Source organism: Burkholderia sp. Ac-20353, assembly GCF_017104785.1.
Taxonomy (GTDB): domain Bacteria; phylum Pseudomonadota; class Gammaproteobacteria; order Burkholderiales; family Burkholderiaceae; genus Burkholderia.
On the sequence record NZ_JAAGPL010000225.1, the window covers coordinates 1 to 12983 of the forward strand.

A 12983-nucleotide genomic window follows, 5' to 3' on the forward strand; every position below is an offset into this window, starting at 1 on the left:
CCCGACGCCGTCGCGACGGTGCCGTTCGACCGGCCGATCGAGACCTGGAAGGCCGAGCTGTTCGCGACGATCGACGCGGGCTTCACGGTCGCGCGCTCGGGCATCGCGGCGACCGGCACGCTCGTGCTCGCGCCGGATGCCGGCACGCCGCGCACCGTGTCGCTGGTGCCACCGCTGCACGTCGCGCTCGTCCATGCCGACACGCTGCATGCGGACCTGCACGCGGCCGTGCAAGCGGAGCGCTGGCACGCTGGCATGCCGACAAATCTCGTGCTGGTTTCCGGGCCGTCGAAGACCTCCGACATCCAGCAGACGCTCGCGTACGGCGCGCATGGCCCGCGCCGCCTGTGGGTCGTGATCGTCACCGGTTCGGCCGAAACGGGCGAACCAGCCGCGCGCCTGTCTGACGATTTCGAAAGTCGCGCCTCGGACATTCCCGCTTCGGACATCCCCGCCCCGGACATCCCCGCTTCGCAAGGAACGCCGCGATGAGCGACCACACCGTGCATTTCGTCGCCCCCGGCGACTTCAAGGCGCGCGCGCGCGCCGCGCTCGACGATCCGAAGCTGCGCCGCAGCTTCCGTGGCGCGATGGATTTCCTGCAAGGCAAGCGCGCAGTGCAGTTCCCCGACGACGCCGAGCTGCAGCAGCTGCGCGACCTCGGCGAAGCGGTGCGCCAGCATGCGCTCGCGCAGTTGCCGGCGCTGCTCGAACAGCTCGAGGCAAAACTGACCGAAGCCGGCGTGCACGTGCATTGGGCCGAGACCGCCGACGACGCGAACGCGATCGTGCTCGGCATCGCGCAGGCAAAGAAGGCGCGCCGCGTGATCAAGGGCAAGTCGATGGCGAGCGAGGAAATCGAGCTGAACCATTACCTTGCCGAGCGCGGCGTCGACTGCATCGAATCCGACATGGGCGAATACATCGTCCAGCTCGCCGGCGAAAAGCCGTCGCACATCGTGATGCCCGCGATCCACAAGACGCGCGGCGACATCGCCGACCTGTTCGAGCAGCACATCCCCGGCGCGCATTACACGGAAGACGTCGACGAGCTGATCCAGACGGGCCGGCGCGCGCTGCGCCAGGCCTTCGTCGACGCGGACATCGGCCTGTCGGGCGTGAACTTCGCGGCGGCCGACACGGGCACGCTGTGGCTCGTCGAGAACGAGGGCAACGGCCGCCTGTCGACGACGGTGCCCGATACGCACATCGCGATCATGGGCGTCGAGAAGGTCGTCGCGAAGCTCGAGCACATCGTGCCGCTGTCGAGCCTGCTGACGCGCTCGGCCACCGGCCAGGCGATCACAACCTACTTCAACCTGATTACCGGCCCGCGCCGCGACGGCGAACGCGACGGCCCGCGCGACATGCATGTCGTGCTGCTCGACAACGGCCGCACGCAGGCGTACGCGGACGCGCAGTTGCGCGCGACGCTGCAGTGCATTCGCTGCGGCGCGTGCATGAACCACTGCCCCGTCTACACGCGGATCGGCGGCCACGCATACGGGACGACCTATCCGGGGCCGATCGGCAAGCTCATCTCGCCGCACCTGCTCGGGCTCGACGCGACCGCCGACCTGCCGACCGCGTCGACGCTGTGCGGCGCCTGCGGCGAGGTCTGCCCGGTGCGGATTCCGATCCCGCAGCTGCTCGTGCGGCTGCGCACCGAGGCGAACCGCAAGCCCGACGAACCGGTCGCCCACCCGCTGCGCGGCCAGGGCGCGAACTACAACCGCGCGGAAGACCTCGTGTGGCGCTTCTGGTCCGGCGCGTTCGCGCACCCGCGCGCGTACCGCGCATTCCGCTGGGCGGCGACGCGGCTGCGCGCGCTCGCGCCCGCGAAGCAGATGGGCTGGACGCAACACCGCACACCGCTCGAGCCGGCGCCGCGCAGCCTGTCCGACCTGCTGCGCGAACGCGGCCAGCCCGAATAGCACCCCCGCTTTCTGACCTGTACCGATAGATATATGGAGGAGACAACCATGCAGGCCTGGCATCAGATCTATACCCCGCTCGGCAGCCTCGGGCTGTCGGCGCTCGCCGCCGCGATCCCGATCATCTTCTTTTTCGTCGCGCTCGCCGGCTTGCGGCTGAAGGGGCACGTCGCCGCGGCGATCACGCTGCTGCTGTCGCTCGGCGTCGCGATCGTCGCGTACCGGATGCCGGTGCCGCAGGCGCTCGCGGCGGCCGGCTTCGGCTTCGCGTACGGCATCTGGCCGATCGCGTGGATCATCGTCGCCGCGGTGTTCCTGTACAAGATCGTCGTGAAAACCGGGCAGTTCGACATCATCCGCGCATCGGTGCTGGCGATCACCGACGACCAGCGGCTGCAGATGCTGCTGATCGGCTTTTCGTTCGGCGCGTTCCTCGAGGGCGCGGCCGGCTTCGGCGCGCCGGTCGCGATCACCGCGGCGCTGCTCGTCGGCCTCGGCTTCAAGCCCCTGCATGCGGCCGGGCTGTGCCTGATCGCGAACACCGCGCCGGTCGCGTTCGGCGCGATGGGCATCCCGATCATCGTCGCCGGGCAGGTCACCGGGATCGACGCGCTCCACATCGGCGCGATGGCGGGCCGCCAGCTGCCGCTGCTGTCGCTCGCGGTGCCGTTCTGGCTCGTGCTCATGATGGACGGGCTGCGCGGCGTGCGGCAGACCTGGCCGGCCGCGCTCGTCGCCGGCGGCAGCTTCGCGATCACGCAGTACTTCACGTCGAACCATCTCGGGCCCGAGCTGCCGGACATCACGTCGTCGCTCGTCAGCCTCGTGTCGCTCGCCGCATTCCTGAAGGTGTGGCAGCCGAGCAGCGCGAAACGGACGACCGGCGAGACAGCCGGCGGCATCGTCGCGTCGGGCGGCGGCGCCGCGGCGCTCGCGGGCTTCGGTGGTGGCAGCGGTGGCAAAAGCGGCGGCAGTGGCTTCGGCCCGTCGGCGAGTCGCCAGGCATCGCCGTACACGCTCGTGCAGACCGTGCGCGCCTGGTCGCCGTTCCTGATCCTGACGGGCATCGTCACCGTGTGGAGCCTCGCGCCGTTCAAGGCGCTGTTCGGCCCGCACGGCGCGCTCGCCGCGACCGTGCTGAAGTTCCACGTGCCGGCGCTCGACCAGCTCGTCGTCAAGACCGCGCCGATCGTCGCGACCCCGAAGGCGCTCGACGCGGTGCTGAAGATCGACCTGGTGTCGGCCGTCGGCAGCGCGATCCTCGTGACCGCGCTGATCTCGATGGTGCTGTTGCGGATGAAGCCGCGCGACGCGCTCGTCACGTTCGGCGAGACGCTGAAGGAGCTCACGCGCCCGATCCTGTCGATCGGCTTCGTGCTCGCGTTCGCGTTCGTCGCGAACTACTCGGGGATGTCGTCGACGCTCGCGCTGCTGCTCGCCGACACCGGCGCCGCGTTCCCGTTCTTCTCGCCGTTCCTCGGCTGGCTCGGGGTGTTCCTGACCGGCTCCGACACGTCGTCGAACGCGTTGTTCTGCTCGCTGCAGCAGGCGACCGCGCACCAGCTCGGCCTGCCGGAAACGCTCGTCGTCGCCGCGAACACGACGGGCGGCGTGACCGCGAAGATGATCTCGCCGCAGTCGATCGCGGTTGCGTGCGCGGCAACGGGCCTCGTCGGCAAGGAATCGGAGCTGTTCCGCTTCACGGTGCGGCACAGCGTGCTGTTCGCGGTGATCGTCGGGCTGATCACGCTCGTGCAGGCGTATGTGCTGCCGGGGATGGTGCCGTAAGCATCGCGAACGCCGGTCCATGCTGGCGGGTCGCGCGGTATCGCGAAAAAACAAAACCCCACGCTCCTGAGAACGCGGGGTTCGTCTGCAGACTGACGCGCCGGCCTCGCCGGCGCGTTGTCGTACGGTCGGCGGACACCCGCCGCCGCGATCAGCTGCCCTTCGCGATGCGATCCTGGATGTGCTGCGCACGGCTCGCCGACGACGGGTGCGAGCTCATCATCGAGCTCTTGCCGCCGTCCAGCTGCGCGAGCTTCTGGAACGCGGTCACGAGGCCCTTCTGGGTCATGTTCTTCTGCTTGAGCAGGTCGAACGAGTAGTCGTCCGCCGCGCTTTCCTGCGTCTGCGAGAACTGCGCGTTGATGAACTTCTCGGTGATGTCGCCGAGCTGCGAGTTCGTCAGCGCCGCAACGCCCGGCGACGCCGCGCCGGCCGCGGTGCGCGCCGCGCTTACCGCGTATGCGGTCTGCATGGCCTTCTTCGAGTGGCCGAGTGCGACGTGGCCCATCTCGTGGCCGATCACGCCGCGCAGCTCGTCATCGTTCATCATGTCCATCAGGCCGCTGTAGACGCGCACGCAACCGTTGCCCATCGCCCACGCGTTGACGTCCTTGGTCATGTAGACCTTGTAGTTGATCTTCTGGCCGTTCAGCGTCATGTCGCCGAAGCCCTTCATCACCTTCGTCAGGCGCTTCCCGTATGCGCTGTTCGCGGACGCGACCTTCGATTCGGCATCGCTCGCCTTGCACGAGTCGTTCGACAGCGCGGCGATATCGGCGTCCGACAGCGTCGCCGCCTTCAGCAGGCTCGAGCCGGCCGACGTCAGGCTGTTCGCGTCGAGATTCTGCACCCCGCCGCACGCGCTCAGCAGGAACGCCACACCACATGCTGCAACCGCTTTCTTCAAATGCATTTGTGACCCCTCGGTGGTTCTAGTTGGAAGCGGCGATTTTGCATAAGTCGAAAGGAAATTACCAGCCGTTTACATCTGATGACATGTTTATTACTCAGCAGAATTCAACTAACTACGCGATTGACGACGAAAATGCGGGCAATCGCCGCGATCATCCGGCTGTCAGAATGATAAAAATGGTCAACACGGGCGGATTTGCGGACGCCCGGTTACTCGGCCGCCTGCAGATCGGCGATCGCCGCCGCGAGGAACCGCGCCGCCTCGCCGCCCGTGACGACGCGATGGTCGAACGTCAGGCTGAGCGGCAGGATCCGGTGCACGGCGGCCGCACCGCCGACCGCCACCACGCCGTCGTGAATGCGGCCGGCCCCGAGGATCGCGACCGTCGGCGGCACGACGACCGGGGCCGCGTACTTGCCGGCGATCATCCCGAAATTCGACAGCGTGATCGTGTTGCCGCGCATCTCTTCCGGCGGAATTTTGCGCGCGCGGATGTCGTCGCGCATCCGGTCGAGGCCGGCCCGCAGGTCCGCGGCGTCGCGCTGCGCGACGTCGCGCAGCACCGGCACGAACAGGCCGTCGGGCAGGTCGACCGCGATGCCGACGTCGATCTTCGCGAGCACGTGCCGCCGCCCCGTATGCCCCTCGTACCACGCGTTGAGCCCCGGCTCCGCGCGGCAGCCGGCGACGAGCGCGCGGATCAGCCGGATCGTCACGTCGGTGCGCGGCGCCCACGCGTGGATGTCGGCGTCGTCGATCACCGTCGCCGCCGCAACCTCGCTCTGCGCGCGCGCCATGTTCTGCGCCATCGCGCGCCGCACGCCGCGCAGCACTTCCGCCGGCCCGACCTCGGCGAGCACCTTCGCGACGCGCTGCACGTCCGCCGCGGTGATCACGCCGTCCGCGCCCGACGGCGTGACCATCGCGAGATCGACATCGAGCTTGCGCGCAAGCGCGCGCACCGCGGGCATCGCCTTGATCGCGCCCGCGCCGCCGATTGCCCCTCCGATCGCGCCGCCGAGCGCCGCCGGCGCGTCGTGCACGACCTGCGCGCCCACTTCGACCTTGCCGACGACGGTGCCGGCATCCGCGTCGTCGCCCTCGCCTTCGAACGCGACGAGCGGTGCGCCGAGATGCACGATGTCGCCCGCCTGCCCGAACAGCTTCGCGATGCGGCCCGCCTGCGGGGACGGGATCTCGACGATCGCCTTCGCGGTCTCGACCGACAGCAGCGGCTGGTCGGTGTCGACCGCGTCGCCCGCCTTCACGTGCCATTCGACGATTTCCGCTTCCTGCAGCCCTTCGCCGAGATCGGGCAGTTTGAAGATCTTCATCAGTTGCTCCGGGAAATCAGGTTCAGCAGCAACAGGAACGAAATCGCATCACGACGCGTCCAGCGTCTTCCTCACCGCGTCGACGATCCGCTCCATGCTCGGCAGGTACTGGCTTTCCAGCCGGAACAGCGGCACGACGACGTCGTAGCCCGTCACGCGCTGCACCGGCGCGAGCAGCGAATAGAGCCCGCGCTCGGCGATGATCGCGGCGATCTCCGCGCCGAGGCCCGCGGTGCGCGGCGCCTCGTGCACGATCACGCAGCGGCCCGTCTTCGCGACCGACGCGAGGATCGTGTCGGTATCGAGCGGCTTCAGCGTCGCGACGTCGATCACCTCGGCCATCACGCCGTCCTGTGCGAGCCGGTCGGCGGCCGCCTGCACTTCCTGCAGCGCCGCGCCCCAGCTCACGAGCGTGACGTCGGCGCCGTCGCGCAGCGTGAAGCAGGTATCGAGCGGCAGCGCTTCGCCGTCGTCCTCGACCGGCTGCCGGAACAGCCGGTACAGGCGCGTCGGTTCGAGAAAGATCACCGGGTCCGGATCGCGGATCGCCGCGAGCAGCAGCCCGTACGCGCGTGCCGGCGACGACGGCATCACGACGCGCAGCCCGGGGATATGCGCGAACAGCGCCTCGGGGCTTTCGGAGTGATGCTCGGGTGCATGGATCCCGCCGCCGCACGGCGAGCGGATCACGAGCGGGCACGACAGCCGGCCGCGCGTACGATGCCGCAGCCGTGCCGCGTGATTGAGCACGTGGTCGATCACCGGATAGATGAAGCCCGTGAACTGGATCTCGGCGACGGGCCGCAGCCCCATCGCCGCCATCCCGATCGCGGTGCCCGCGATCGCCGTTTCCGCGAGCGGCGTGTCGATCACGCGGTCCGCGCCGAAGCGCGACTGCAGATCGACGGTTGCGCGGAACACGCCGCCGTTGACGCCGATGTCCTCGCCGAGCAGGACGACCGACGCATCGTTCGCGAGCTCGAACGCGAGCGCGCGATTGACCGCTTCGACCAGGTTCAGGTCAGCCATGATGGTTCCCCGCGGCCGGCGCGAACGCGAGCGCCGTGTCGAGCTGTTCGCGCAGCGCGCGCGGCAGCATCGCGTAAAGATGGTCGAACATCGCCGACGTGTCGGGCGGCGCGACCGCCAGGTATTCCTGCACGGCCGCCTCGACCTGCGCATAGCACGCCTTGCCGAGCTCGGTGTCCTGCGCCTTGTCCCACACGTTCATCCGCGTCAGATAGGTGCGCAGCCGGATCAGCGGTTCGCGCTCCCATTGCTGCGCGATCGTGTCGGCGTCGCGATAGCGCGTCGCGTCGTCCGCCGTCGTGTGATCGCCGAGCCGGTAGCTGAGCGCCTCGACGAGCGTCGGGCCGCCGCCGCGGCGCGCCTTGTCGAGCGCTTCGGCCATCACCTGGCGCACCGCGATCACGTCGTTGCCGTCGACCTGCCGGCCGTCGATGCCGGCCGCGATCGCCTTCTGCGCGAGCGTCTGTGCGGCGGTCTGGCGCGTGCGCGGCACCGAGATCGCCCACTGGTTGTCGTTGACGACGAGCACGAGCGGCGCCTGCCACGCGCCCGCGATGTTCATCGCTTCGTAGAAGTCGCCCTTCGACGTGCCGCCGTCGCCGAAGATCGTCACCGCGACGCGCGGCTCGCGGCGCAGCATGAACGCATAGGCGGCGCCCGCCGCGTGGCACACCTGGGTGCCGATCGGCACGCAATTCGGGAAATCGTGGCGCGCGAACCTGAAATCGCTGCCGCGTTCGTCGCCGCCCCAGTAGAGCAGGCTCTCCGCCATCGTGACACCGCGCAGCAGTTGCGCGGCATGGTCGCGGTACGACGGGAACAGCACGTCGTCGGTCTGCATCGCGCTCGCGACGCCGACGCCGATCGCCTCCTGGCCGACCGACGACGCGAACGTGCCGAGCTTGCCGGTGCGCTGCAGCGCGATCGCTTTCGCGTCGAACGCGCGCGTCAGCACCATCGCGCGATAGAGCGGCAACAGCGCCGCGGGATCCCGTGCGAATTCCGGCAACGGCTGCACCAGCTCGCCGTCGGGCCCCAGATACTGCGTGTAGTCGACATGAAAACGCGCGACCGTGCTCATGACTCGCCTCCGTGAGGGTGCGGAGCCTGACGGGGCGTCCGTCGATGCGGCGCGGCTCGGTGCAGTGATGCCGCCGACGCGCACGCATCCGCTCCGGCGACGGATCGCATCGCCGGCGGAAACGCGCCGCCATTGCGGGGACAGGGTCACACGCACCGCTCGCGCATGCGGGATGCGCGAGGCGATCGCGGTCTGCGACACGTCGCGTGCGCGACGCGGGCTGTCTCCCCTTCCGGCCCTTTGACCGCCTTTCAACCTTAGTCAGTTATCGGGTGAAAGCAAGTCGGGACTGTACGCACGCAACGCGCGTTGCACTACATCTTCGCGATGATTTCGCCGACCTCGGCGCTCGTGAACGCGCGCAGCGTCTGCGTGCGCACGTTGCCGGCCGAGCCGAGCGCGAAGCCGAATGCGGTCAGGCTCTGCTCGTCCGGTGCTTCGATGATCGTGACGATGTCGAATGCGCCGAGCGTCCAGAACACTTCCTTCATTTCGCAGCCGAACGTGCGGGCCATCTCCGCGACCTGCCCCGCGCGCTGGCGGGTGCTCTTGATCGTGCGCATGCCCTGGTCCGTGAAGTTTGCGAGAACTACGTAAGTCGCCATGACGATTCCCCTTGCGATTGAAGCGTGTCGGAATTGCCTGCGCGCGAGCGGGCCGCTCACTCCGTGGCGACGGCGTCAGCGGCGCCGCGTCGCGCGTAACTGGATTCTAGGCAGCGGGATCGGGGGGGAAAGACGATCTGGATCAACTATGGGATCGACTGCGGGATCGACTGCGGGATCAACCGGGGTAGCAACTACGGCGACGACGGTGAACCTCAGGCCGTCTGGCCGCGGCGCCGCATCAGCCGCCGCGCGACCAGCAGCGGCAGCCGCAGCACGAAGCCGGCGACGAGCCGCAGATGCATCCATGTGAGCAATGCGTTGTCGCGGCCGTAATGGAAGTGCGACACGCCCCCCTCTTGCGCGCCGAAATAGCGCACGGGCGCGTCGATGCGGATCGGGCGCACGCCGGCCCAGCACATCCGCACCGCGGCTTCCGGATCGAAGTCGAAGCCGCGCATCCACATCTGGCGATGCATGATCGCGGCGAGCGGCGCGACCGGATACACGCGAAAACCGTACAGCGAATCGCCGATGCCGGCCCACAACGTCTCGACGTCGGCCCATACGTTCGACAGCCGCCGCCCCTGCACGCGCAACTGCGGCGCGCTCGCGTCGAACTTCGGCAGGCCGAGCACCATCGCGTCGGGCGCCGCCTGCGATGCGGCCATGAACGCGGGAATCAGGTCGGCCGGATGCTGGCCGTCGGAATCCATCGTCAGCACGTGCGTGAAGCCGCACGCGGCGGCCGCATCGAGCCCCGCGAGCACCGCCGCGCCCTTGCCGCGGTTCTCCGGCAGCACGATCACGCGCAGCCCCGGATCGCCTTTGGCCATCGCCTGCAGCCGCTCGGTGCTGCCGTCGGTGCTGCCGTCGACGACGACCCACACCGGATTCCACTGCGCGCGGGCGCTGCGCACGGTCGCATCGACCTTGGAGCCCGGGTTGTAGCTCGGAATCAGCACGAGATGGGTAGACGAGGCGCGCAGCGTGGACATGGGAACGGCCGATTGCGAAGACGGTGATCCTGACAAAAGTTTATGACCTGGCGGCGACCGGCGACATGCTTCGTCGATGCCACCCGCGCGCGGCGACGGTTCGCGGATCGTCAGGCCTGCGCGCTTCACGACAGCCACTCCACCGCGTGGCCCGCGCTCGCCTCGATCTCGACCAGCAGGTCGTCGCGGCACACGTCCGCGTGCACGTAGAGCGGCCGCACGTCGGGGCCGGCCGCGTCGCGCAGCACACGGTCGATCGCGGCGAGCGCCGCCGCATCGCCAGCGTCGCGCACATAGACGCGATAGTTCAGGTCCGCGAGCGAGAACGGGCCATGCCCCTGCCGCGCGGCCTGCTCGAGCACCGCGGCGAGGTTCGCGATCGTCTCGCGCGTTTGCGCGACGACGTCGCCGTGATGCACGGTGCGGTGCCCGACGATGCTCGCGGTGCCCGACACGAACAGCACCGGCGTTGCGGCCGCATCCGTCCAGGCCGCCGCGCGCGCGAACGTCGGCGCGCGCGGGCCGTATTGCGCCGGATAGTGATATGCGCTGACCTGGCGCGGATTCTCGACCGCATCGGCCGGCGTGCGGCTCGCGAGGAAATGGATCGCGAGCGGCGCGGCCGGCAGGCCATCGCCCGCGACCGGCACGACCGAGCCGAGCGCGCACGCGGCCGGCACGCCGCCTGTCAGCGCGCGGCGGCACGCGTCGAACGCGCGCTGACGGCCGACATTGAACTGACGATAGCGCTCGATCCCGAACTGCTCCGCATTGATCGCCGGCACGGTGTTCCAGATCCGCAGCGGATGCGGGATGCCGAGCGTGTCGAGCACGTCGAACAGCGCGCGGTACGCGTCGTGCGTCGCGCGCTCGAGCGGCGTGCCGCCGTCAGGATCCTCGCCGGCCTTCTCCTGCACGACGATGCTGCCGAACACGAGCCCGGCCGCTTCGCTGTAGCGGTAGTGAAGCGGGCCGCGCCGCACGCTGCGCAGGTCGCGCGCATCGCATTGCCAGATTTCGTAGACGGTGGCGTCGTCGCTGCCGTCGTCGCAGGCAGCGGGCGTGGCGCCGGGCGCGAGCAATGTCATCTGCACCGGCGCGAGCGGCAGATCGGGCGCGGCGTTGGCCAGCACCTGTCCGGTCTGGTCGGCGCACGAAGCGGCCGTACCCGACGCGGCCCCGCCAATGCACACCGCGCCCAATGCGCCCGGAAACGCGCGTTCGAACGCGTCGCCACCCGCGTGCGCATCGCGCAGCAACGCGACGAGCCGTGCGTGACTCGTCTGGACGAGCTGCAGCGCGCGGTGGCTGCCGTTCGTGAGCGTTGCGGTTGATGCGGGGGCGATCGATCGGGAGGCAGCCGGCCCGGTTGCCGCCCGCTCGTGCGTGAGCGTCGCAGACGCGGACAAAGCGGACGACTCGGACGACTCGGACAACACGGACGACTCGGATGACGGGCGCCGTTCGGCGTCGACAGAATGCACAGACACTTCGATTTCCTCAGGATGCCGCGGAGTACGGCGGCGTCGCGGCGCGATCGGCTGCTGCCGACATGCGCCGCGTCACGCCGCCGCTCCGCGCGTCGTCATGCGAGCCCGCCGTTGACGGACAGCACCTGCCCCGTCACATAAGCCGCGGCATCGGACACCAGATACGCGACCATGCCCGCGACTTCGTCGGGCCGGCCCGCGCGCTGCGCGGGCACGAGCTGCTTGATGCGCTCGGCGGGAAACGCGTGTTCGGCCATCGGCGATTCGATGATGCCGGGCGCGACCGCGTTCACGGTGATGCCGCGCGACGCGAGCTCGAGCGACAGCGACCTGGTCGCGCCGATCAGCCCCGCTTTTGCGGCCGCGTAATTGACTTGCCCGCGGTTGCCGGTCACGCCGGCGACCGAAGCGATATTGACGATCCGCCCGCGGCGCGTGCGGATCATCGGCAGCAACAGCGGCTGCGTGACGTTGAAGAAGCCGTTGAGCGTCACGTCGATCACGCTGTGCCATTGCTGCCGCGACATGCCGGCCATCGGCGCGTCGTCGTGAATGCCCGCGTTGTTGACGAGGATCTGCACCGGCGCGTCGTCGACGAGCCGCGCGAGCGCGGCGCCCGTCGCTTCGGCGTCGGTCACGTCGAACGCGATCGCGTGCGCGGCGCCGCCGGCCGCGACGATCCGCTGCGCGACCGCCTCCGCCTGCTCGAGATTGCGGTTCGCGTGCACCCACACTTCATGGCCGGCCTGCGCGAGCGCCGCGCAGATCGCCTGCCCGAGTGCGCCGCTGCCGCCCGTCACGAGCGCCCGCATCGAATTGCTCCTTCCATGCGCGTTCCACCTTGATCGACGCGGCGACGACATGCATTCGTCCGCCGCCTGCCATAGTCACGTAGTCATTGGACGCTTGCCGCGCCCTGGCGCGTCGTGCCGTCGTACATTAAAAGCCACGCCCCGGCGCGACGCGATTACTTCGTGCGATGCGCGGCGACGTACGCGGCGAGCGCGCCGAGCGTCGCGAAGATCTTCTGGTTATCCGGATTGTCCGAGCGCAGCTCGAAGCCGTACTTCTTCGAGATCAGCAGCGCGATCTCCAGGATATCGATGGAGTCGAGCCCGAACCCTTCCCCATACAGCGGGGTCTCGGCGGTCACGGTGTCGAGCGGGACGTCTTCGAGGTTCAGTTCGCCGATGATCAGCGCGGCGAGCTCATGTTCCAGTGCGTTCATCATGCGTGCAAGCAGGCAGCTCACGGCAGCGGGCGCGCCCGGAAACGGCAGTCTCGCGCACGCGCGTCGCGTGCAAATTCTTCCGTCCCTCCGGTGTCTGCCGGCCACCCCGCCCGCGTTATTTGGGGATCGTTTGGTAAAAGTTACGCGGATTCTAGACGATGGGTATTGGGACGTATACCGCGAAAGGGTTACAGACGTGCGGGCGCGCGCCGCCGCCCATTTTGGGACGCGAACACACGAGACGCTTGAGCCGCTTTGGATGGATATGGATCGGCCCCGCGGAACCTTTCATGCGGCGCCATACAATCGGTTACAAAACCCGTTTGCGCCCTTCCCGAACACACGCTGCCGGGGCCCTAAAATGAGCGTGCACGACAGCCGGCCGGGACGCGCGTCCTGGTCGCCATTCGTATGATTATTAACAGCCCGACGACCGCGTCCGGCCCCCGACCCGCTACGACGTATCCAGCCATGCCGCGCCAGCCCGTTTGTCCCGTTCAGGTCAGCCCGCCCGACCGCCGCCGCGATGCCGCCGCCGCGCCGCGGGCTGCGGGCGACGGCCGCCTGCGCCGTGCCCGCG

General features: G+C 69.1%; 11 protein-coding genes and 1 pseudogene. 3 read left to right on the top strand and 9 right to left on the bottom strand.

Annotated features, from left to right (window positions below; genetic code table 11):
* The 3 genes and pseudogenes from G3N94_RS35205 to G3N94_RS35215 all read left to right on the top strand — a co-directional run.
* Positions 1-375 (top strand): annotated as a pseudogene (locus tag G3N94_RS35205) (LUD domain-containing protein); the annotation flags it as partial.
* Positions 376-488: 113 nt separating this feature from the next.
* Positions 489-1934 (top strand): LutB/LldF family L-lactate oxidation iron-sulfur protein, encoded by a 1446-nt coding sequence (locus tag G3N94_RS35210; RefSeq protein ID WP_205798637.1) that lies wholly within the window; start codon positions 489-491, stop codon positions 1932-1934.
* Positions 1935-1982: 48 nt separating this feature from the next.
* Positions 1983-3722, top strand: coding sequence for a lactate permease LctP family transporter (locus G3N94_RS35215; protein WP_205798639.1), 1740 nt, complete (start codon positions 1983-1985; stop codon positions 3720-3722).
* 151 nt (positions 3723-3873) lie between these two features.
* On the opposite strand, the gene G3N94_RS35220 is transcribed toward G3N94_RS35215, so the two are convergent.
* The 9 genes from G3N94_RS35220 to G3N94_RS35260 all read right to left on the bottom strand — a co-directional run bounded on the left by G3N94_RS35220 (position 3874) and on the right by G3N94_RS35260 (position 12424).
* Complete coding sequence (locus G3N94_RS35220; protein WP_205798641.1) at positions 3874-4635, bottom strand: M48 family metalloprotease; 762 nt, start codon at positions 4633-4635, stop codon at positions 3874-3876.
* Between the two features lie 209 nt (positions 4636-4844).
* Positions 4845-5969, bottom strand: a complete 1125-nt coding sequence (locus G3N94_RS35225; protein ID WP_205798643.1) for a dihydrolipoamide acetyltransferase family protein — start codon at positions 5967-5969, stop codon at positions 4845-4847.
* Positions 5970-6017: 48 nt separating this feature from the next.
* Positions 6018-6998 carry an alpha-ketoacid dehydrogenase subunit beta gene (locus tag G3N94_RS35230; RefSeq protein ID WP_205798645.1) on the bottom strand — a complete coding sequence of 327 codons (981 nt, stop codon included), beginning with the start codon at positions 6996-6998 and terminating at the stop codon, positions 6018-6020.
* Entirely contained in the window at positions 6991-8079 is a 1089-nt protein-coding gene (pdhA, locus tag G3N94_RS35235) for a pyruvate dehydrogenase (acetyl-transferring) E1 component subunit alpha (protein WP_205798647.1), read from the bottom strand. Before pdhA ends, G3N94_RS35230 begins: the two co-directional genes overlap by 8 nt.
* Positions 8080-8393: 314 nt before the next feature.
* Complete coding sequence (locus G3N94_RS35240) at positions 8394-8684, bottom strand: GYD domain-containing protein (RefSeq protein ID WP_205798649.1); 291 nt, start codon at positions 8682-8684, stop codon at positions 8394-8396.
* A gap of 215 nt (positions 8685-8899) precedes the next feature.
* Entirely contained in the window at positions 8900-9682 is a 783-nt protein-coding gene (locus G3N94_RS35245; RefSeq protein WP_205798651.1) for a glycosyltransferase family 2 protein, read from the bottom strand.
* A 125-nt stretch (positions 9683-9807) separates the two neighbouring features.
* Positions 9808-11028, bottom strand: coding sequence for an endoribonuclease L-PSP (locus G3N94_RS35250; protein WP_346778758.1), 1221 nt, complete (start codon positions 11026-11028; stop codon positions 9808-9810).
* Positions 11029-11267: 239 nt separating this feature from the next.
* Complete coding sequence (gene fabG / locus G3N94_RS35255; RefSeq protein ID WP_205798653.1) at positions 11268-11984, bottom strand: 3-oxoacyl-ACP reductase FabG; 717 nt, start codon at positions 11982-11984, stop codon at positions 11268-11270.
* 155 nt (positions 11985-12139) lie between these two features.
* The gene (locus G3N94_RS35260; protein WP_205798655.1) at positions 12140-12424 is read right to left on the bottom strand and encodes a phosphopantetheine-binding protein; all 285 of its coding nucleotides are present in this window, start codon (positions 12422-12424) and stop codon (positions 12140-12142) included.
* Positions 12425-12983 lie beyond the last annotated feature (559 nt).